Source organism: Erythrobacter sp. S249, from assembly GCF_057364975.1.
In genome coordinates this window covers 1605683-1626324 of sequence record NZ_CP200287.1, presented here as the reverse complement: position 1 = coordinate 1626324, position 20642 = coordinate 1605683, and the positions used below count along the sequence as shown (strand labels likewise).

24 protein-coding genes are annotated in these 20642 nt (G+C 57.4%); 15 read left to right on the top strand and 9 right to left on the bottom strand.

Annotated elements, in window-relative coordinates:
* Window positions 1-32: 32 nt before the first annotated feature.
* The gene (locus AC0V6V_RS07650) at window positions 33-599 is read right to left on the bottom strand and encodes a hypothetical protein (RefSeq protein WP_486166275.1); all 567 of its coding nucleotides are present in this window, start codon (window positions 597-599) and stop codon (window positions 33-35) included.
* Between the two features lie 157 nt (window positions 600-756).
* Here AC0V6V_RS07650 and AC0V6V_RS07645 point away from each other — a divergent pair, with 157 nt between their 5' ends.
* Window positions 757-1401, top strand: a complete 645-nt coding sequence (locus tag AC0V6V_RS07645; RefSeq protein WP_486166062.1) for a YqaA family protein — start codon at window positions 757-759, stop codon at window positions 1399-1401.
* A 4-nt stretch (window positions 1402-1405) separates the two neighbouring features.
* Here the strand turns inward: AC0V6V_RS07645 and spt are convergent, their stop codons facing one another.
* From spt to AC0V6V_RS07630, 3 genes are all read right to left on the bottom strand, one after another.
* Entirely contained in the window at window positions 1406-2635 is a 1230-nt protein-coding gene (spt, locus tag AC0V6V_RS07640; RefSeq protein WP_486164823.1) for a serine palmitoyltransferase, read from the bottom strand.
* 14 nt (window positions 2636-2649) lie between these two features.
* Window positions 2650-2892, bottom strand: coding sequence for an acyl carrier protein (locus AC0V6V_RS07635; RefSeq protein WP_486164822.1), 243 nt, complete (start codon window positions 2890-2892; stop codon window positions 2650-2652).
* A gap of 187 nt (window positions 2893-3079) precedes the next feature.
* The gene (locus tag AC0V6V_RS07630; protein ID WP_486164821.1) at window positions 3080-3442 is read right to left on the bottom strand and encodes a response regulator; all 363 of its coding nucleotides are present in this window, start codon (window positions 3440-3442) and stop codon (window positions 3080-3082) included.
* Between AC0V6V_RS07630 and AC0V6V_RS07625 the strand changes: the two genes are divergently transcribed.
* From AC0V6V_RS07625 to AC0V6V_RS07605, 5 genes are read left to right on the top strand one after another with little or no spacing between them, the layout of a single operon-like run.
* Window positions 3436-3783 (top strand): DUF3572 domain-containing protein, encoded by a 348-nt coding sequence (locus AC0V6V_RS07625; protein ID WP_486166274.1) that lies wholly within the window; start codon window positions 3436-3438, stop codon window positions 3781-3783. The two genes, AC0V6V_RS07630 and AC0V6V_RS07625, sit on opposite strands and share 7 nt — an antisense overlap.
* Window positions 3780-4409: an HAD family hydrolase gene (locus tag AC0V6V_RS07620; protein ID WP_486164819.1), complete on the top strand. Its 630-nt coding sequence runs from the start codon at window positions 3780-3782 to the stop codon at window positions 4407-4409. The genes AC0V6V_RS07625 and AC0V6V_RS07620 overlap by 4 nt, the downstream gene beginning before the upstream one ends.
* Complete coding sequence (locus tag AC0V6V_RS07615) at window positions 4406-4867, top strand: RidA family protein (protein WP_486164818.1); 462 nt, start codon at window positions 4406-4408, stop codon at window positions 4865-4867. The genes AC0V6V_RS07620 and AC0V6V_RS07615 overlap by 4 nt, the downstream gene beginning before the upstream one ends.
* Window positions 4860-5588, top strand: coding sequence for a glycerophosphodiester phosphodiesterase family protein (locus tag AC0V6V_RS07610; RefSeq protein ID WP_486164817.1), 729 nt, complete (start codon window positions 4860-4862; stop codon window positions 5586-5588). The genes AC0V6V_RS07615 and AC0V6V_RS07610 overlap by 8 nt, the downstream gene beginning before the upstream one ends.
* Window positions 5585-6721 carry a GNAT family N-acetyltransferase gene (locus AC0V6V_RS07605; RefSeq protein ID WP_486164816.1) on the top strand — a complete coding sequence of 379 codons (1137 nt, stop codon included), beginning with the start codon at window positions 5585-5587 and terminating at the stop codon, window positions 6719-6721. The genes AC0V6V_RS07610 and AC0V6V_RS07605 overlap by 4 nt, the downstream gene beginning before the upstream one ends.
* On the opposite strand, the gene AC0V6V_RS07600 is transcribed toward AC0V6V_RS07605, so the two are convergent.
* Entirely contained in the window at window positions 6718-7047 is a 330-nt protein-coding gene (locus AC0V6V_RS07600) for an SEL1-like repeat protein (RefSeq protein ID WP_486164815.1), read from the bottom strand. The genes AC0V6V_RS07605 and AC0V6V_RS07600 overlap by 4 nt on opposite strands.
* 313 nt (window positions 7048-7360) lie before the next feature.
* Between AC0V6V_RS07600 and dksA the strand changes: the two genes are divergently transcribed.
* The 4 genes from dksA to AC0V6V_RS07580 all read left to right on the top strand — a co-directional run bounded on the left by dksA (window position 7361) and on the right by AC0V6V_RS07580 (window position 10369).
* Window positions 7361-7819 carry an RNA polymerase-binding protein DksA gene (gene dksA / locus AC0V6V_RS07595; RefSeq protein ID WP_486164814.1) on the top strand — a complete coding sequence of 153 codons (459 nt, stop codon included), beginning with the start codon at window positions 7361-7363 and terminating at the stop codon, window positions 7817-7819.
* Window positions 7820-8026: 207 nt separating this feature from the next.
* Entirely contained in the window at window positions 8027-8404 is a 378-nt protein-coding gene (locus AC0V6V_RS07590; RefSeq protein WP_486164813.1) for a PilZ domain-containing protein, read from the top strand.
* A gap of 138 nt (window positions 8405-8542) precedes the next feature.
* On the top strand, window positions 8543-9934 hold the full coding sequence (locus AC0V6V_RS07585; RefSeq protein ID WP_486164812.1) for an ABC transporter substrate-binding protein: 1392 nt from the start codon (window positions 8543-8545) through the stop codon (window positions 9932-9934).
* Window positions 9935-9952: 18 nt separating this feature from the next.
* A complete protein-coding gene (locus AC0V6V_RS07580; protein WP_486164811.1) occupies window positions 9953-10369 on the top strand; it encodes a DUF4112 domain-containing protein in 417 nt (138 codons plus the stop codon).
* A gap of 36 nt (window positions 10370-10405) precedes the next feature.
* On the opposite strand, the gene AC0V6V_RS07575 is transcribed toward AC0V6V_RS07580, so the two are convergent.
* On the bottom strand, window positions 10406-11008 hold the full coding sequence (locus tag AC0V6V_RS07575) for an HNH endonuclease (protein WP_486166061.1): 603 nt from the start codon (window positions 11006-11008) through the stop codon (window positions 10406-10408).
* 151 nt (window positions 11009-11159) lie between these two features.
* Between AC0V6V_RS07575 and gluQRS the strand changes: the two genes are divergently transcribed.
* From gluQRS to AC0V6V_RS07555, 4 genes are read left to right on the top strand one after another with little or no spacing between them, the layout of a single operon-like run.
* Window positions 11160-11993 carry a tRNA glutamyl-Q(34) synthetase GluQRS gene (gene gluQRS / locus AC0V6V_RS07570; RefSeq protein ID WP_486164810.1) on the top strand — a complete coding sequence of 278 codons (834 nt, stop codon included), beginning with the start codon at window positions 11160-11162 and terminating at the stop codon, window positions 11991-11993.
* A gap of 9 nt (window positions 11994-12002) precedes the next feature.
* A complete protein-coding gene (locus tag AC0V6V_RS07565; RefSeq protein ID WP_472640395.1) occupies window positions 12003-12233 on the top strand; it encodes a hypothetical protein in 231 nt (76 codons plus the stop codon).
* A 24-nt stretch (window positions 12234-12257) separates the two neighbouring features.
* Entirely contained in the window at window positions 12258-12833 is a 576-nt protein-coding gene (locus AC0V6V_RS07560) for a cob(I)yrinic acid a,c-diamide adenosyltransferase (RefSeq protein ID WP_486164809.1), read from the top strand.
* Window positions 12834-12892: 59 nt separating this feature from the next.
* Complete coding sequence (locus tag AC0V6V_RS07555) at window positions 12893-13762, top strand: 3-hydroxyacyl-CoA dehydrogenase family protein (protein ID WP_486164808.1); 870 nt, start codon at window positions 12893-12895, stop codon at window positions 13760-13762.
* A 99-nt stretch (window positions 13763-13861) separates the two neighbouring features.
* On the opposite strand, the gene AC0V6V_RS07550 is transcribed toward AC0V6V_RS07555, so the two are convergent.
* Together AC0V6V_RS07550 and mutS are read right to left on the bottom strand one after the other, a co-directional pair.
* Entirely contained in the window at window positions 13862-14257 is a 396-nt protein-coding gene (locus tag AC0V6V_RS07550) for a hypothetical protein (RefSeq protein ID WP_486164807.1), read from the bottom strand.
* 27 nt (window positions 14258-14284) lie between these two features.
* The gene (gene mutS / locus AC0V6V_RS07545) at window positions 14285-16921 is read right to left on the bottom strand and encodes a DNA mismatch repair protein MutS (protein ID WP_486164806.1); all 2637 of its coding nucleotides are present in this window, start codon (window positions 16919-16921) and stop codon (window positions 14285-14287) included.
* Window positions 16922-17038: 117 nt separating this feature from the next.
* On the opposite strand from mutS, the gene AC0V6V_RS07540 reads away from it, so the two are divergent.
* Window positions 17039-19300: an NADP-dependent malic enzyme gene (locus tag AC0V6V_RS07540; RefSeq protein WP_486164805.1), complete on the top strand. Its 2262-nt coding sequence runs from the start codon at window positions 17039-17041 to the stop codon at window positions 19298-19300.
* 59 nt (window positions 19301-19359) lie between these two features.
* On the opposite strand, the gene AC0V6V_RS07535 is transcribed toward AC0V6V_RS07540, so the two are convergent.
* Window positions 19360-20601 carry an S-methyl thiohydantoin desulfurase family protein gene (locus AC0V6V_RS07535; protein WP_486164804.1) on the bottom strand — a complete coding sequence of 414 codons (1242 nt, stop codon included), beginning with the start codon at window positions 20599-20601 and terminating at the stop codon, window positions 19360-19362.
* Window positions 20602-20642: the final 41 nt, after the last annotated feature.

Below are 20642 nucleotides of genomic sequence, written 5' to 3'. Positions count from 1 at the left end.
CGGCGCAGTCGCCAGCCAATCATGTTGCTCGATCACGAATTTTTCGCTTCTCGGGCCCGCTCCTGCTGTATTCTGTGCCGGATCTCCTCCACCTTGCGATCGATTGATCCGCGAATTTCGGCGGCGCTTACATTGCGCTGCTCCGCTTGCGCTCTGGCGGCGTTGTCGCGGTGGGCGTTCAACAGGCGAATGGCATTGGCGAAGTCGTACTTTGTCGCATGATCTGTTTGCAGGTCTCCTTCACGCAGGCGGCGAAGGACTTCCATTTCCAAATGTTCATACCCTTCCCACAAAGCTGCGAGCCAGCGCCGGGCAAACTCGGGCTCGTTGGCACGAGCACGGTAGACATAGCTATTTGATACGCCCGCAAACTCAGCAGAGCGGCTGACGTTTGAGGATTGCGCGAGGCACTCAATAAATCGGTCGCGCCAGCGCGAGTTTATCCGCGGGCGTTTTTCGTGGTCGGAATGATCCGACCGTGAATTGTCTGGCATCTTTGGTCTCCGCTCGGCCCGGCTGAAGCTGAAACGCCAGGGGACCGAAATAGGAAAGTCGCGGGAGCTGGTCTGAGGTTGTCTCAGCCCCTCGTTTCGACTCACACTATCGCGATGTTGATTTCTTCTAACCGATGATCGTGACAATGTCAATGCAAAAGTACCAAATCGGTTATTTAGTCTCAGTTGCGTCCTGTCTAGGGCGCGGCTAAGTGCTGGTGATCAATCGGGCGCGAACTGGCGAAAGACACCCAAGCTCATGATGAAATTGCTGCGCGGTCTCTACAATTGGACCATGGACAAGGCCGCTCACCCAAAGGCGGTGTGGTGGCTGGCGTTCTTCTGCTTCATCGAATCGAGCTTCTTCCCCATTCCGCCGCACCCACTGCTTGGCCTGATGTGCTTGGCCGAGCCAAAGAAGGCGCTCCGCTTTGCAGTCGTCGCAACGGTGGCATCGGTGCTTGGCGGGCTGTTCGGCTATGCGATCGGATACTTTCTTTACGACGCTGTGGGCTCGTGGGTGATCGGTGTGCTGGGCCTCACAGAGAGCTTTCCGGTTGCGGCTTGCTACATCAGAGAGCAGGGCGGCCTGGCCGTCTTCTTTGCCGCTGGTACCCCGGTTCCGTTTAAGTTGATGACAATCACGGCGGGCTTTATCGAGATGAACCTCATGACGTTCACGCTCGCTGCCATCGCAGGGCGCGCGCTCATCTTCATGATCGTCGGCGTGCTGTTCCAGCTGTTCGGCGCGCCGATCAAGGCGGTCATCGACAAATACCTTGGTTGGGTAACCACGGCCTTCGTCATTCTGGTGGTCGGCGGCTTCGTGGTATTTACGCAGCTCGCGGGCAGCGAAAACGAAGGCGAAGTGAACGCCTGCGACAACGCAACCGAAGTACGCGCCTAGTTTCTTAGATAATGCCTATCGCATTGCCGGCACGTTCGAACATGCCGAGGATAGTTTCGACTTCCTCCGCCGAATGCTCAGCGCATAGCGAGCAGCGCAGCAAAGTCATGTTCGCCGGTGTTGCCGGTGGGCGCGCCAGATTGACGTAAAGCCCTTCTTTCAGCAGCGCTTCCCACATGGCAGCACCCCGCTCCAGATCCGGCATGATGACGGCCACAATCGCACTTTGCGGCTCGCTCGTTCCAAGCTCAAAGCCGAGCTCGGTCAAACCGCCATGGAGCCGTTTGGAATTTTCCCAAAGGTGCGCGCGTTTGTTCGCGCCGTGCATCAACTTGCGAATGGAGGTCGCGGCCGTCGCCACCACGCTTGGCGGCAGGCTGGCGGTGAAGACATAGGGGCGGCAGACAAGCCGCATGATGTCGAATTTGGGGTGGTTGGACACGCAGAAACCGCCAACTGTCCCAACGCTTTTCGAGAAAGTCCCGATGACAAAATCAACATCGTCGATCACGCCTTGCTCTTCGCACACGCCGCGTCCGTTTTCGCCAATAAAGCCCATCGAATGCGCTTCGTCGACCAGCACCATCGCGCCATATTTCTTCGCGATCGCAACCATTTCTTTAAGCGGGGCAACGTCGCCCAGCATCGAATAGACGCCTTCGAGGATGACGAGTTTGCCAGCGCCTTCTGGAATACGGCGCAGGCGCTTTTCCATCGCTTCGATATCATTATGCTTGAACGGAACAACCTCAGCATTCCCCATCGCGCAGCCATCCCAAATCGAGGCGTGGCTATCGATGTCGAGGACGATGTAGTCGCCCTTGCCGGCAAGAGTCGCGATGATCCCCAAATTGGCTTGGTAGCCCGTCGAGAACACCATGGCGTGATCCATCGCGTAAAATTCGCGCAATGCATCTTCGCATTCCCGGTGACCTTGATAAGTACCGTTAAGGAGGCGGCTGCCGGTGGTGCCTGAGCCGTAATCAGCCAAGGCTTGCTTGCCTGCATCGATCACATCCGGATCGAACGTCATTCCCATGTAATTGTATGTGCCGAGCAAGATTGTCTCGCGCCCATTGCAGATCGCAGTGGTTGGCGAGAGCACCTTTTCCATGACGAGATTGAAGGGGTCTTCAATGCCGCTCGCGAGCAGGGTTTCGCGCGTTTGGATGAGGTCGTCGAATTTGGATAGCAGATCGCCTGATGGCGCGATATCGGTAAGGGTCTCAGTCATGGGCAAGGCCTATATCAGCTATCCTGCATTTTGTGCACAGCAGCGACCAACTGACCGTAATTTTCGATTTCGGCCTGTTGATTCATGCTGATGATGATGTCGAATTCGTCTTCAATCTCGGCGACGAAATCCATCACGGTGAGGCTGTCGAACTCTAGATCGCCAGCAAATGTTGTCGCGTCTTCGATAGCGACGCCCTTCTTATTAAAAGGCTCGATCAAGGCGCGGATACGCTCATCAACTGCGGCAGAATCCATGGTGTTGGCGCTCACTTTCTCGGTGCAACTTCAGCTTCAAGGATGAGGTCTAGAGGTATTTGGAATCGCAGACCAGCCCATATGAAACCATTTCTCGGGGGCAAACGGCTCAAATCATTGCCGCTTCATGGCCATTTGGCCTCCAATTTCCAGAATTCAAGCTGACGTCGCAGCCTGCGTTTCGGCTCTAAACCAGAGCTTTGACCGCATTCATAAACGGCATGATCGAAACGGGCTTTGCCAGATAACCGGCTGCGCCTGCCGAGCGGATCCGTTCCTCGTCACCCTTTCCGGCAAAGGCTGTGACTGCCAAAACCGGGATCTCGCAAAGCGAGTTGTCACGCTTGGCCGCTTCGATCAGGTCCACACCGGAAATGCCGGGTAGCTGAATATCCATAATGATCAGATCAGGAGCGGTTCCGCGCGCCATTTCAAGCACCTGATCACCATCCGCGACGGGCTCGACTTCAAAGCCGTTTGCCTTCAACACGTCGCAGAACAGTTTTCGATTGAGGTCATTATCCTCGACAACCAAGACTCGCTTTGCCACTGACCGATGCTCCCCCGAAGTGGGCTGATTACCCCGACAAAGAGGTTACGACAATTCAAAATCCAAATATTCACGATGCCGGAGCGCAACAGCTTAGCCCGCAAACCCTCGCTTTGGCGGTGCTGGGGTGGGTCCTGGAGGACGGTGAGCGCGCGGAGCGCTACCTCGATTTGACCGGTCTTGATGCGGATAGTTTGCGCGGCGGATTGAACGATCCGACGGTCCTTGCCTCGGTTTTCGATTTTCTCGCGAACCACGAACCGGACCTGATCAGAGCGGCTGAAGCGCTCGCAGTGACGCCTGAAGAACTGATTGCTGCCCGCCAGGAGCTAGCATCATGAGCCGCCCTCTCATCATCAGCGATTGCGACGAAGTCATCCTGCACATGGTCGCGCCGTTCAAGCAGTGGCTGGAGAGCAGCCAAGGCGTGGATTTTGAGCTGGAGGGCAACAGCTTCGCGACCGCTTTGCGTTGGCAGAACAGTGGCAATGTTCTCGACCAAAAGGACATCTGGCGATTTCTTGGTAGCTTTTTCGACACCGAAATGGACAGCCAAATGCCGATCGCTGGGGCGGTCGAAGGCCTCAACCACTTGTCAGAGCAAGCTGACGTAGTGATCCTGACCAATCTGGTCGATGAGCGGCGCGATCACCGCGCTCAGCAATTGGCGGAGCACGGCCTCAATGCCCGCGTGTTCACCAATCAGGGCCCGAAAGGCCCGGCGCTGCAATCCATCTTGGAGGAATATTCGCCGAGTCGGGCGATTTTCATCGATGACTTGGCGCAGCATCACGAATCCGCATCTGAAGTGGTGCCGGACACGGTGCGGCTGCACCTGTGCGGGGAGCCTATGATCGCGCCGCACATCGATTGCGCGCACAAGGCCGGTCACGCCAATGCAAGGATCGATGAGTGGTCGCGTGCGTTACCGTGGTTGTTAGAGCGTTTGGAAGAGGAAGCACGATGAGTATCGAAGCCCGCCTGAAGGAACTTGGTATCACTTTGCCAGAGGCCGCTGCGCCTGTTGCGAGCTATGTTCCGGTCGTGTTGCAGAACGGATTTGCGCATGTCTCCGGCCAATTGCCTTTTATTGGGGGAGAGCTTGCGACTGGCCGGTTGGGTGATGATGTTTCGCTTGAAGATGGTCAGGCGGCGGCTCGGGCATGCGGGTTGATGATTTTGGCGCAGCTCAAAGCGGCCGGGATCGATCTCGATCGCGTGACGCGTGTCGTAAAGCTTGGCGCGTTTGTCAATTGCACGCCGGAATACACCGACCAACCGAAGGTCGCCAATGGCGCTTCTGATCTGATGCAAGAGGTGTTTGGCGATATTGGCCGTCATGCCCGTGCAGCCGTCGGCGTGCCAGCCTTGCCGCTTGGCGCTGCGGTTGAGGTGGACGCGATTATCGCCATTGCCAGTGAGTGAGCGCCGCGCTCCGCATTGGCTCACCGAGTGGGCCTATGCCCACCGCGGACTGCATGGGCCAAGTGTCCCTGAAAACTCGGTCGCCGCAGCGGAGGCGGCCATCGCAGCGGGCATGGGCATTGAATGCGATATCCAGCGCAGCTGTGACAATGAGCCGATGGTCTTCCATGACTGGGAGCTTGCCCGACTGACGGACCAAGAGGGCGAAACAGGCGCGCTCAATATGGGTGAGTTTGCTCAGCTGCGCTTGTTAGGGACAGGGGAGCATCCCGTCCCGCTAGCTCAGTTTCTCGAGGTCATTGGCGGCAAAGTGCCGCTGCTGATCGAGGTGAAATCAAAGCCTTGGTATGATGTGTGTCTGACATGCGAATGCGTCAGTGCTGCACTGGCTAGCTATGCGGGCGATCATGCGGTCATGAGCTTCGATCCGCGCGTCGGGCATTGGTTCGCCGAACATGATCCTGAAAGAACCCGAGGCTTGGTCTGCACAGACACCCTAGACCTTGGCTTTCTAGGCGTGTGGCGTCAGCCCGGCGCGCTCGAGCAAGCTCAGCCAGATTTTCTGGCGATGGATATTCGCGACCTTCCCAATGCGCTGTGCGAGACTTGGCGCGCGGCGAAACGGCCACTGCTCAGCTGGACTATTCGCAGCAAGGACTTGCGCGAGCGATCGCAAGGGTTGATCGACGCGCCGATTGCTGAAGGTGAGGGGATCGCGTGAGCGGCGATGAGCTGACCGTGCGGCTGGCGCCGAGCGTTGGCTCATTCGATGCGGCCGAATGGAATGCGCTCGACTCGACTGAGAACCCTTTCGTAAGCTATGAATTCCTGACCGCTATGGAGGATTCCGGCAGCGTGGGTGAAGGCACAGGCTGGGACCCCGTGCCTATCGCCATTTCCGGCGAGAATGGCAAACTGCTGGCGGCCATGCCGAGCTATGCCAAAGGGCACAGCCAGGGCGAATATGTGTTCGACCACTCCTGGGCCGACGCCTATCAGCGTGCCGGCGGGCGCTATTACCCGAAGCTTCAGATTGCCTCGCCGTTTACCCCTGCGACCGGTCCGCGTCTTCTGCTGTCTGATCCATCATTGGCGCTGCACCTGCTTAAGGGCGCAGAATTGGTATGCGAGCAAAACGGGCTTTCATCAGCGCACGCGACCTTCATCGATGAGGCGCAAATGCCTATGTTCGAGGATGCCGGTTGGTTGAAGCGAAGCGATCTACAATTTCATTGGATCAACCGCGGCTATAGCACTTTCGATGATTTTCTGGATGCTCTCTCGTCCCGTAAGCGCAAAAACCTGCGCAAAGAGCGGGCGGCGGCGCAGAAAGATCTACAAATTTTCCGCCTTTCAGGAAACGACATAAAAGCGGAGCATTGGGATGCGTTCTGGGTGTTCTACCAAGACACCGGCGCGCGAAAATGGGGTACGCCTTATTTAACGCGCGAGGCATTTACACTGCTGCAGGAGCGGATGGGCGACAGCCTGGTCATGATCCTCGCTCTGGACGAGGGGATCCCGATTGCAGGCGCACTTAATTTCATCGGCCAGGATGCGCTTTATGGCCGCTATTGGGGATGCGCGCGCGATGTGCGCTTTCTGCACTTTGAGCTGTGCTATTACCAAGCCATAGAGATCGCGATCGAACGCGGTCTGGACCGGGTAGAAGCTGGCGCGCAAGGCGGTCACAAGCTCGCCCGTGGTTATGAACCCGTGCAAACCTGGTCGGCGCATTGGATTGCCGACCCTGGTTTTCGTGACGCGGTCGCGGACTTCCTAGAGCGCGAGCGCGATGGCGTGGCGACCGATCAAGTCCTTTTGGACAGGCGTACGCCTTTCAAGCAGAATTAGGCCGCTTGGCGGCGAGTTTCAGAAAGCCATTGGCGCGCCCGGCGCTGAGCTTCTGCGATTTCGCGAGCGGTCATCTCATCAGAAATGTCAGCGCGGCACCACGCGGCCTCTTCGTGACCCTGCGCAGCGGCAAGATTAAACCATTTGTGCGCCTCGATAAGGTCGCATTCGGCGCCATTGCTGCCGGTTGAAAAAGACACGCCCAGGTCAAAGTGCGCTGAAATGTCGCCCTGAGATGCTGCTGCCAGATATTCGGCAAGGATCTCATTGTTCAGGTCTGTGCCCAGTTCGGTGGCTACGCCGCCAGTGATTGGTTTAAGTTCCATTGTTTGGTTACCCCGTTAATCACGAAACCAACGCCCCCCGGCTGGTCCGCTTAACCAAGTCCTCGCTCCTCGTGGTCAACAATTGGTTAACGGCGACGTTAATTTTTGTGATTGGACAACTCGAAGTGCGCGAGATGCAGAACTTTTGGGCTCCGTGATGACACTGGGTTGAGCAAAGCCGCTTGTGCGTCTCAGACTGCAAGCCTATAGGCGCGCTCAATGCGTAGACTCAGGGGGCCAGCGAAGCGTTTGGAATTTCCGCGCTAAGCGAATTGGATAGTCTCGCCGAATGCGATTGGGGTAAGAGGACCACATGGCCACTGCGTCGACTGACGATATTGATATTCTAGCCAAAGCGAAGAGTATGCTCGAGGCGGGCTATGTGCCTACCGATGACGAAGAGTATATGAACGAGCAGCAGCAGAACTATTTCCGTATGCTCCTGCTTGAGTGGAAAAGATCAATCCGCGATGCGGCTGATCAAACGCTCCAATCCTTGCAAGATGGCCCAATTAGAGAAGCCGATCTGAATGATCGCGCATCGAGCGAAACCGATTGGGGCATTGAGCTGCGCACCCGCGACCGTCAGCGTAAGCTTGTAGCCAAGATTGAATCCGCCCTGCGCCGTATTGACGAGGGCGAATATGGCTATTGCGAGGTAACTGGTGATCCGATCGGTTTAAAGCGGCTGATCGCGCGGCCAGTTGCGACCATGACCGTTGAGGCGCAAGAAGCGCATGAACGCAAAGAGAAAATCTCACGCGACGACTGATCAACCAAGCTAACGAACGGCTTGGAATAAGTGCCAGATTGGGACGCAAGCTTTTTCGAGGCTGCTCCAGCGCGCGTGTTAAACAATCATTAGGCATCGCGGCATAGCCCGCAGGCTCGATAGAAAAATCTCTGTACGCTACATTGGCGTGCTGGAGCTGATGAAAATGGCAGTTTTGTTTGTGGTGGGCACAGGAGACTTCTTGGAATGACTGGTGTTGAAACTAGGAGCGTGTCGCGAGACAGTCTCTTTCTGCTCGCCGGTATTCGTATTGAGCAAGCCGGAGATACGCACCGCGTGCGCGTCCGCAATCTGTCGGACGGCGGCATGATGGGCGAAGGCAATCTGCGCGTTCAGCCTGGCAACCGGCTGGAGATTGAACTGAAGAACATCGGGTCAGTTGCGGGAACTGTTGCTTGGGTTCAGGACGACCGCTTCGGCATTGCCTTCGATGACGAGATTGATTCTCAGTCTGCTCGTAAGCCAGCCAATGGCGACGCTCAATCAGACGCTGCCAGCATAAGCACCGCTCACACGCGCAAGGCGCCTGCGGCGCTCGATCCACGGGATTTTCGTAAGGTTTGAGGATTTCAGTCAGCTTCAACGCTGACCGGATGGAAACAACCTGATAGGCTCGCGGCAATTATGCGAGTCTCACTGCTTTTACCTTTCTTTTTTGCGCTTTTAGCCTGTGGTCCGTCGGCGGACGACGGGCCTGTAAAAGTGGTGATCATTGGCGAGCCGGAAAGCCTGCTGGAGCAAGGCGTTCGCCTGTCGCCTGCAGCGCAGCATTTGCGCGCCGCGACACATGAGGGCTTGGTAACCCTGGACCCAACTGGTCAAATTCTCCCGGCGATTGCAGAGCGCTGGATCGTGACAGGCGATGGCCTGAGCTATATTTTCCGCTTGAGAGAAGCGACCTGGCCCGATGGCGAGGCAGTTACAGCGCAGGATATCAGGCTGCAGCTGCGCGATCTCATGCGCCGCCTCGAGGGTACTTCTCTTGGTCTCGACCTGGCGAAAGTCACCGAGATCCGGGCTATGACAGGACGGGTGATCGAAATACGATTGAGCAGCCCCATGCCGGAGTTTCTCCGGCTTATGGCCCAGCCGGAGCTTGGCTTTGTGCGCGACAATAGCGGTATGGGACCGATGATTGTCTCGAGCGACGAAGAGACCCCGCTGCTTGCCCGTCTGGATGCTCTGCCGCCTCAGGAGCGGGGCCTGCCTGCACGTCAGGATTGGGAAGAAAACGCACGGCCAATCCTTGTCCGCGCGATGCTGGAAGAGCGTGCGGTAGCTGCTTTCTCCAATGGCGATGTCGACATTTTGCTGAATGGCCAATTGGTCAGCTTTCCATTGGCGCAGCTTGGCCCGCTGTCGCGCGGCAACATTCGGGTTGATCCGGCAGCCGGTTTGTTTGGGTTTGCGATCCGCAATGACGATGGCGTCTTGGCATCACCCGCTTTGCGAGAAGCTCTGTCGATGTCGATTGATCGCGATACGCTGATCGAGCCGTTCAGTCTGGGCGGATGGCAATCGACCAGCTGGGTAGTGCCGTTAGAGTTGCTGGAGCCAGTCACCACCGGCGATGAAAGGTGGCAAGACCTCTCACTCGCTCAGCGCCGCAGCATTGCGTCGCGCCGGATTACCAGCTGGGAAACTGAGAATGGCGCAGAAGCTGTGCTGAGAGTTGGGCTACCCCAGGGGCCGGGCGGTGATTTGTTGTTCAACCAATTGGCGGCGGATTGGGAAACAGTGGGCCTTCGGCTGATTAAGATGGAGCCTGGCACAGGCGCTGACCTGGAGCTGAGAGACCGGCTGGCGCGCTATTCCTCGCCGCGCTGGTACCTCAATCAGTTCAATTGCGAGCTTGAAATCGGCCTATGCTCCGAGGCAGCCGATCAATTGGTGGCGCAGTCGCTTACCTCGCGCGATCCGCGCGAAAAGGCTCTGTTGTTGGCGCAAGCGCATGCCACAATGGTGGCAGAAGAGGTGTTTATTCCGCTTGGTGTGCCGGTGCGTTGGTCCTTGGTCCGGGGCACCGTCAACGCCTACCAACCCAACCAATGGGGCGTGCACCCCTTGTTCCCGCTCTCACAACCCACCATTTAGGAGCTAAGGAGAGACACTATGGATGGGCCTGAACGACCACAGGCGATGAATTTCGCCCTACCAACTGGCACGGATCCCGAGTCCGTGCGGCAACGCGTGGTTGCGATGGAAAACCTTCTGGAGCGTACGTTTCGCGTACCAGGCGTCAATATGCCCATCGGGCTGGATGCGCTGGTTGGTCTGATCCCAGTGTTTGGCGATCTCGTCACCACGGCGCTTGGTGCTTACATAATTTGGGAAGCGCGCAACCTCAAAATTCCTAAATGGAAGCTTTGGCGCATGGGCGCGAATGTCGCATTCGATACCGCTATTGGCTTGCTGCCGGTGGTCGGAGACGCGGCCGATTTCCTCTACCGCTCTAACTCGAAAAACCTGCGCATCATTATCAAGCATCTCGACGCGCATCACCCCGAAACCCGTGTTATCGAGGGCTAGTAGACTACAGCGCGATCGGAGTTTTGAACCGGGCCGTTAGGCCTCTAGCTCAATGTCCCAATAGAGCCAATCCCGCCACGTCTCATGGAGATAGTTGGGCGGAAACATCTTGCCATATTGCTGCAAATGCCAGCTGGTTGGGCGAATTGGCTTCATCATTAGGCTCATATGCGCCTGCTTAGGCGTGCGGCCGCCTTTCTTCATATTGCACGGTGCACAGGCAGTGGTGATGTTCTCCCACGTCGTCTTTCCGCCTAGCCGGCGCGGGATGACATGATCGAACGTCAGATTTTGACCTGGCCCCTGGCCTTGTCCGCAATACTGGCACTGAAACCGGTCGCGCAGGAACAGATTGAACCGTGTGAAGGCGGGAAATTCGCTTTGTTTTACATATTGTCTGAGCGCGATGACGCTCGGGATTTTCATATCTAGCGAGGGGGAATGAACCTCGCGGTCATAGCTTGCGACAATGTCTACCCGGTCGAGAAACACCGCTTTGATCGCTGTTTGCCACGGCCACAGGCTTAGAGGGTAATAGGACAGCGGGGTGTAATCCGCGTTCAGCACGAGCGCCGGGCACGCCGACGGATTGCATGTCGGGTCTTCATCGGCGCTGCGAAATCGCGCCACTCGCTCCATCAATTCGGCTTTGAACACGTTTGTGATCCTTTCCGATTACCATGAGAATGCCGTGGCAGACGAAAGAGTCAAACCCATGACGTGCCGGGTTTCCACAAGGATTTTGGGTGGCCTCGCGCTTCTGTCGCCACTGTGGCAGTGAATTGCAGCGATGATTGTCACACGATTTGCCCCCAGCCCCAATGGGCACTTGCACCTTGGCCATGCCTATTCTGCGATCACCGCGCATGATTTGGCAGAGGACGTGGGGGGGACATTTCTGTTGAGGATTGAGGATATCGACGGTGCCCGGTCGCGGCCAGAGCTGGCGGATGAGTTTCGCCGTGATCTCGAATGGCTTGGGCTGGAATGGCAGGAGGTGACGGCGCAGTCGCAGCGGATTGAAAGCTACCAGGCCGCCGCACAGAAATTGAAAGACGCAGGGCTGCTCTACCCGTGCACATGCACCCGATCAGAGATACAGCGTGCTCAGCAGACGGCGGGGGTCGAAAGCGGACTTTATCCCGGAACGTGCAAAGGTCGAGACGATCTCGATCTGGAGAAGCCGCATTGCCTGCGGCTCGATCTGGACAAAGCAATGGCTAGCGCCCGCGAATTGATCTGGACGGACGAACATGCCGGATCAGTGATCGCCGATCCGCGTGATTTTGGTGATGTTGTGATCATGCGAAAGGATGAGCCTGCCAGCTATCATTTGGCCGCCACGCTCGATGATGCAGCGGACGGGGTGACTTTGGTAACCCGCGGCTCCGATCTCTTTTCAGCAACCCATATTCATCGCCTGTTGCAAGAGCTTCTGGGCCTGCCAGTGCCGCATTGGCATCATCACCAGATACTGCTCGACGAGCAAGGCAAGAAGCTTGCGAAACGGCGCGGTTCGCCTTCGCTGGCGGACATGCGAGAGCAGGGCGAGGATGGTCTCTTGCTGGCAGAGCAATTGCGGTTGCAACGATTGCCGGGTGGTATCTCACTGGAAAGCGCCTAAATACTGAGCATGACATATTTTCTTATAGCTGTTCTGGCCGTTTTGAGCGTTCTGGTGCTTGTCTCACTTGTTCGCGGTATTATCGCTTTCTTGAAGACGACGAAGATCGATCTGGAGACGGGTGAGGGCGAAACCGCCACCGACATGCAATTGCTACAGAACAAGGCGATGTTTGCGCGGATCAAATATCAAGCGCTAGCGATCTTGGTTGTGGCGATCATTTTGGTTGTGGCCCGTTAGGCCAATCCAGGGACGCCAAGAGACGTGGTAAAACTCAATAAGATATACACCCGCACTGGGGACGATGGCACCACTGGTTTGGTTGATGGCTCGCGTGAGGCAAAGCACTCAGCGCGCATCTCAGCCATTGGCCGCGTGGATGAAGCCAACAGCGCGATCGGCCTTGCGGCATGCCATTTGGCTGAGGGAGCGCATAAGCGGCTTCTCACACGAGTTCAGAACGATCTGTTTGATCTTGGCGCTGATCTTGCAACGCCAAGTGAAGACGGTGATTTTACGCCGTCAGAAATGGTGCTGAGGATTGTTCCTGCTCAAGTAACATGGCTGGAGGATCAGATCGACGGCCTTAATGAAGAGCTTGAGCCGTTAACCAGCTTTGTCCTGCCCGGCGGGAGTGAAGCAGCCGCGCGCACTCACGTCGCCCGCGCTTCGACCCGTGCAGCCGAGCGGGCGATGACCCGGCTATCAGAGCATGATGCCGTGAACCCATCAGCGCTCGCCTACATTAACCGCCTGTCCGACTGTCTGTTTGTGCTCGCGCGTGTGCTCAACGGCAATGGCCGCGCCGATGTAAAGTGGGTGCCAGGAGCGAATCGCTAGCCAAGCGGGATTTGCACCGCTAACACCCGCCCTTTGCTGCACTTGCGAAGGGACTATTCATGCGAACGATAGCGGTTATTGGAGCCGGGCAAATGGGCACTGGCATTGCTCAGACCATCGCTCAGCATGGAATGCCGGTGATGCTGTCTGACGTGGATTTAGCCCGCGCAGAAGCTGGTAAAGCCGCGATTGAGAAGGCTCTCGTAAAGCTGGTCGGGCGCGGAAAAATCGAAGCGGATGCAGCTGAGACCTTGCTCACCAAGGTCACGCCAATAGGCGAATATGAGCCTATGGTCGAAGCGGGCCTGATTATTGAGGCCGCGACTGAGCAAGAGGCGATCAAACAAGCCATCTTTGAACGGGCCGGCAAAGTCCTCGCTAATGATGCGATTATGGCCAGCAACACCAGTTCTATTCCCATCACGCGCATGGCGAACTTTTGGCCTGATCCAGCGCGTTTCATCGGGCTGCATTTCTTCAACCCAGTGCCGGTAATGGGCCTGATTGAGGTTATCCCTGGCCTTGCAACCTCGCAGGACACGACCGATCAAATCACGGCGTTTGCCGAAGGATTGGGTAAGGAAGTGGTCCTGAGCCAGGACGAGCCAGGCTTCGTCGTCAACCGCATTCTACTTCCCATGATCAATGAAGCAGTGTTTGTTCTGGGTCAGTCAACAGCCGGCATTGAAGATATCGACAAAGGGTGCCGCTTAGGGCTCAATCACCCCATGGGCCCGTTGCAACTTGCAGACTTTGTTGGGCTCGATACCTGCCTGGATATTATTAAGGTGCTCTACAAGACGACGCGCGATACGAAATATCGGCCTGCGCCATTGCTTGTGAAATATGTCGAGGCAGGTTGGCTGGGCCGCAAGACCGGACGCGGTTTCTATGATTACTCCGGCGAGGCACCGCTCCCCACACGATAAAATGGATGTCACCTAATACCGTCAAAAATGATGACGGTTACGGCATGCGTTGGGCGTCCTGTGCAAGTCAGGAGACCGCGCCGCAATATAGCTGCTGAGCTATTCGGTAATCTCTTGAACATTTTGAACTTCTTCAATGCGAACGGTGCTGCTGTTGCCATCAGAGTTCGATGGCCTAGCTGGGCTTGACTGAGTGTTTGCATCCGCGCCGCTCGCTGGAAGAGAGGGGGCAGGCGATGGATCAAAACCGCTAGCGTTATCGATTAGCTCTGCGTCAGAGGCAAAATCGCCGATTACCGGCTGTTCGCTCGAAACTGGATTGGATGCCTGCCGACGGATAGGCGCTGCCGGCGAGTCTGAACTCTCCACGCCTTGCGAGCCATCCTTTTCGGGTGTTTTGGTGTTCGTCGAGAGTGAGCTACCAAAAATCGCTACTCCGCCCACGATGATCGCGGCGAAAGCAAGGACGGGTTTGTAGTTATCAAGTATAGCCATAGCCCGCCCAGAGATACTCGAGCTTGGTTAAGGTTTGGTGGACGTCAAATCACGCTTTAAATTATATAGAAAATCAAGCGCTTCCCGGGGTGACAAAGCATCAAGATCTGCGCCTTCCAATTTCTCTTTCAAGATGTCGTCAGGTTCAGGCTCTTCGGATTTGTCGGCCAGAGCCGCATTGGCAAACAATGGCAGTTCGCCCAGACCCGCGGCTATGCCCCCCGTTTCTGCACGGGCCGCCTCCAGTTTCTGCAGCACTTGTTTGGCTCGCTTCACAACCGGAGCAGGGACGCCGGCCAGTTTGGCGACGGCAAGCCCGTAAGAGCGGTCGGCCGGACCCTCAGATACTTCGTGGAGCAGGACCAGATCGCCTTTCCATTCCCGCGCCTTCACATGGTGGAGGGACAGAGCTTCGCAGCTGTCGGCGAGCCGAGCGAGCTCGTGATAATGGGTTGCGAACAAGCAGCGGCAAGCAGTCTTGGAATGCACCGCCTCGACGACTGACCATGCTAGAGCCAAACCATCGTAGGTCGACGTTCCGCGGCCCACCTCATCTAGAATAACAAAGCTGCGCTCGGTCGCTTGCGACAGGATTGCGGCGGTTTCGACCATCTCGACCATAAACGTAGAGCGGCCGCGCGCGAGATTGTCTGACGCCCCGACGCGGCTAAAGAGCCGGTCAACAAGGCCGATGGTCGCTGACTGTGCTGGAACATATCCGCCAGCCTGCGCCATTAGGACGATTAGCGCATTCTGCCTCAGAAAGGTCGATTTACCGCCCATATTCGGACCGCCAATCAGCCATAGGCGGTCTTGCTGCGCCAGGCTGCAATCATTCGCGACGAAGCGGTCATTGGTCTTGGTCAAGGCGGCTTCAACCACCGGGTGGCGGCCAGCGGTGATCGCAAGTTCGGTCGTATCGACGATCTCGGGCTTGCACCAATCCCCCTCCGCTGCACGCTCCGCTTGACCAGCTGCTACATCAATCCGAGCCAGCGCTGCTGCCGTTTGCGCAATCGCTTGTTGCGACGCGATCACTGCACCGGTCAGCTCTTCAAAATGCGCTTCTTCAGCGGTCAATGCGCGGCCGCCAGCCTCCGCAATCCGGGTTGCTTCTTCGTGCAGAGACACCGAGTTGAACCGCACGGCACCTTTCATCGTCTGCCGATGGGTAAATCCGCTGTCCTGCCCCATCAAAGCGTCGCCATGCCGGCTGGGCACCTCGATGAAATAGCCAAGCACGCCATTGTGCTTAATCTTGAGCGAGGCAATTCCCGTCTCCTCGCGGTATCTCGCCTCCATTGCGGCGATCGCCTTGCGCGCATTGCCGGAGACTTGTCGCAGCTCGTCCAATCCGGCGTCATAGCCATCAGCGATATAGCCGCCACCAGACCGCTCTGTCGGAGGGGCGGCGACAAGCGCATTGGTCAGCAAATCCACCAAGGCGCTGTGGCCGGTCAAGCTCGGCATAAGCTGCTTCAGCAGGCCCGGGTGATCGCTTTGCTTGACGAGCGTTTCGTGAAGTAGTCGGGCATCTCTCAGGCCATCGCGTATCTGGCCCAAATCTCGCGGACTGCCGCGGCCAGCCACCACACGGCCCAAGGCGCGGCCAATATCTGGCAGGGCTCGCAAGGCCTCGCGCAGGTCCGCGCGGTCAATCGGCTGGCTGTGCCAGAAGTGAACTAGGGACAGGCGCTCTTCAATCGCGGATTGATCAAGCAATGGTGAGCCTAAGTCTTCTGCCAATTGCCGAGCGCCAGCTCCAGTTACGCAGCGATCTATTGCGGCGATCAGGCTGCCGCTGCGTGAGCCATCCTGAGACTGCAAGATTTCTAGGCTCGCACGGGTCGCCTCGTCCATCACCATGCCCTCGGCACCGCGCCGTGAGACTGGCGGAAGGAGCATAGGCAGATTGCCGCGGCCGACATGTTCAAGATAGCTGATCAGACCGGCTGCCGCCGCCAGCATAGCGCGCGAGAAGTCGCCGAACCCATCCAGTGTTGCAACGCCGTGAAGTTTGCGCAGCCGCTCCGAGCCATCGTCGCTTGAAAAATCACCTTTTGGGCGAGGCGTGATTTCATCCGGGCCGTGCGCCCAGTCTTCCGGCGCAACAATTTCGTTCGCGCCAAGGCGGGCCAAATGCGCGCCGAGCATATCCTGTGTGCATTCCTCCAGCACCACGATCCCGGTGGAGATGTCGCAGCTGGCCAAACCAATCGCGCCCCGGACATCCGCTAGAGCAACTAGCAGATTGGCATTGCGTGGTTCCAGCAAGGCTTCTTCGGTCAGCGTGCCAGCGGTCACAAAGCGGACAATGTCGCGTTTAACGAGCGCTTTGGAGGAAGGGGTGCCTTCCTTCTTAGCCCGTATTTTGGCCTCTTCTGGCGTTTCCACCTGCTCTGCAATCGCGACCCGGCACCCGCCTTTGATCAAGCGAGCTAGATAGCTGTCGGCAGAATGTACCGGAACGCCGCACATCGGCACCGGCTCGCCGCTATGTTCTCCGCGTGTGGTGAGGGCGATATCGAGGATTGCCGATGCAGCCTTGGCGTCATCAAAAAACAGCTCGAAAAAATCGCCCATCCGATAGAACAGCAAACAATCACCCGCCTCTTGTTTGAGGGCGAGGAATTGCTGCATCATCGGTGTCGTTTTTGCGGCCATCCGTAAGGCCTAGCCACCCCCGCAGCGATTCGGAACGGTCCCTAGTCCCCTTTCCCCTATCGTTTGCATCGTTAGGTCGCTAAGCGCTGGGTAGAAATTGATTTGGGAGACCTCCAGATGGCCGATGACCGGCAAGTCACATTCACGACCCGCGAAGCCCTGTTTTATCACGAGACAATCCGCCCGGGTAAAATTGAAATTGTGGCGTCAAAGCCGATGGCGTCGCAGCGTGATCTCAGTCTCGCTTATTCGCCAGGCGTTGCGGCTCCGGTTGAAGCGATTGCGGCTGATCCCAGCCTCGCGGCCCGCTACACAGCTCGGTCAAACCTGGTCGCGGTCATTTCAAATGGCACCGCAATCCTCGGGCTCGGCAACCTTGGTGCGCTGGCTTCCAAGCCGGTTATGGAGGGTAAGGCGGTTCTGTTTAAACGTTTTGCTGATGTGGATTCGATTGATATCGAACTCGCGACCGAAGACCCTCAGGCGTTCATTGATGCCGTTGCGTTGATGGAACCTACCTTTGGCGGGATCAATCTGGAAGATATCAAGGCGCCTGAGTGCTTTATCATCGAGCAGGCGCTGCGCGAGCGGATGAACATCCCTGTGATGCATGATGACCAGCACGGGACCGCGATCATCACCGCCGCCGGCTTGCTCAACGCTTGCCATTTGACCGACCGAGACGTGAAAGACGTAAAGATTGTCGTCAATGGCGCCGGGGCCGCGGCGATTGCTTGCACTGCGCTGATGAAGGCAATGGGTGTTGCGCATGAGAATGTAATCATGTGCGATCGCACTGGCCCGATCACGCCGGGACGCGACAATGTGGATCAGTGGAAGAGCGCGCACGCGGTTGAGACAGATGCGACCAATCTGGAAGAGGCTTTGGCCGGTGCCGACATTTTCCTCGGCCTATCGGCCGCTGGCGCTCTGAAGCCGGAATGGGTGAAGAAGATGGCGGACAAACCCATCATTTTTGCCATGGCCAATCCCGTGCCAGAAATTATGCCCGATGAGGCGCAGGCAGTTCGCCCCGATGCGATCATTGCCACGGGCCGGTCGGACTTTCCGAACCAGGTGAACAATGTGCTGGGCTTCCCCTTCATTTTTCGCGGCGCCCTCGATGTGCAGGCCACCACGATCAATGAAGAAATGAAAATCGCCGCGGCCAATGCGATTGCCGAGCTGGCTCGCAAGCAAGTGCCCGAAGAGGTCTCTAGCGCCTATGGTAAGAACCAGAAGTTCGGCAAAGACTACATCATCCCTGCGCCATTTGACCCGCGTCTGATCGAGGTGGTCTCCTCCGCTGTCGCAAAGGCCGCAATGGATTCCGGCGTCGCGCAGGCCAAGATTGAAGACCTTGACGCCTATCGCCATGCGCTGAAATCGCGGCTCAACCCAACAACCGCTGTCCTCACGGGAACCTACAACGAGGCGAAAGCCAATCCAAAGCGGATGGTGTTCGCCGAGGCGGAAGAGGATGTGGTTCTGCGGGCGGCGATTCAGTTCCGCGATTTCGGATATGGCACCCCGGTTTTGGTGGGCCGTACAAAAGCGGTGATCGACAAGCTGCACCAACTGTCAGTGTCTGATCCAGGCAGTTTTGAAATTCAGAATTCTGCCACGTCGGAACATGTCCCGGCGATGGTGGACTATCTCTACAAACGCTTGCAGCGCAAAGGCTACACAGAGCGTGACGTGCGCCGGATGGTCAACCAAGAGCGTAATGTCTTTGCGGCCCTACTGGTTGCACTTGGCCACGGGGATGGAGTGATTTCTGGTCTAACCCGAACATTCGCGCAGACAGCCCGCGAAGTGAACCTGGTGCTCGATAAAAAGCCGGGTGCATTGCCGTTTGGCGTGCACATGATGATCGGCAAGAACCACACGACGTTCCTCGCCGACACAACCATCAATGAGCGACCGGGCGCGGAAGAATTGGCGCATATTGCCAAGGAAACGGCCGCGGTGGCACGGCGTATGGGGCATGAGCCCCGAGTCGCTTTCCTTTCCTATTCGACATTTGGGAATCCGTCGGGCCAATGGCTAGGCAGTATTCGCGAAGCTGTTGCTATCCTTGACCGTGAAGACCCCGGCTTTGAGTATGAAGGCGAGATGGCACCGGATGCCGCGCTCAATCCGAAGGTGATGGAGCTTTATCCGTTCAGCCGCCTGTCTGCGCCTGCCAATGTGCTGATCATGCCGGGCCTGCAATCGGCCAATCTCTCGGCCAAATTGCTGAGAGAGCTGGCTGGCAATGACACGATTGGGCCAATGCTGATCGGCATGGAGAAGCCGGTGCAGATCGTACCGATGACTGCCATTGCACCGGATGTTCTGACCTTAGCTGTACTCGCGAGTGCGGGCGTGGTGGGCTAGAACCCTTCCTGGCTCTTAGGCTGATTCCGATATTCTCATTCTAGTGTTGGGTGCCTGCTTTACGCCGCGCTCGACACGAGCTCTTCGATCGGCACATAGTCCAGATCATAGCCAAAGTAGCGCGGGCTGAAGACGGCTAGGCCCGCTTCACCGCGCCAGATCGGATCGCTTCTAAAGCCCAGCACAGCAACAGACTGCCCATTCTCATAGCCCGGATTGACCACTCCATCGCCGCTCTCGAGGTCGATCAGGCTGATAAGATCGGGGCAAGTGGCGACAACGACGCCATCTTGGCGCGCGACGAGATGCTCGTTCTTCACGTCAGTTTCGAAGGATTTGCCTGCGAAATCGCCGGTTCCGTCCAGCATCACTTCACCTTGGAGAAATCCGTCCTCATCGGCCCATTCGGTGCCCGCGACCACGCCTGTGAACAGTAGGAAACCATCACCTGCCACCCGCGCGGCTTCGATAGGATCATTGCCGGCCGCCTTGGCTTCGCGCACCGCTTTGCCGATCGATATCGCTAAAGTGAGGCTACCGGTAACCAGCGTGCCTTCCGTCTTCGCTTGTTTGCCTGTGATGGGCGAATCTGCGACGCCGCACTCGCGGCTGACGACGGCTATGCTTCGCAAAATGTCTTCCGCTCGGGTCGGATCGCCCAGAGTGCCGATGACCATCTCATCACCAAATGGAGTGGCTGCGCCAATTGGTGTGAGCGGAACGCCTGCGACCTTCACCGAATGCTGGTTGATCTCTGGCACCGCGCGGCCGACCGTGTCGGCATCCAGCGCAGGCACGCCCAGCCGCGCTGCTATTGAGAGACCTTCGGCCAGGCTCAGCGGCCCGATCTCCCCAAGGATGACGCCCGCACACTTTTGATCCAGATGGCGTTCTAGTGTCTCGAATGCGGCCTGCACTGGCTCTTCGATCTTGTTGTCGATCGCATCCAACCGCGCCTGCATATCTTCACTTGTTGGCGCGAGGCTGGCCAAGCCGTAGGGGCAGGCGACCCGATCATCATCAGCGAGGCCAGAGACTGGAATCGCGCTGAACTTGTGGCCAGCCGCCAGGTCTGTGGCGATCAATTCGCGCGCTTCGGAGAGACTACCGCCGCCGCCAGTGCCGAGATAGGAGCTGCCGACCAGCGCATCTTCCAGCGCTTCCGCGTCCAGCAATCTACCGCCTTGATCGAGCGCAGCGGCGATCCGGTCACCGCCCGAATTGCTTGTGATCTCACTGCAAGCCGAAAGCGCTCCCGCGCCGATTGCCACTCCTGCCAAAAATTGTCGCCGCGCTACCATGTTGCCCCCTAGGTTATTAGCTAAGTCTGACGCAGCGGAGC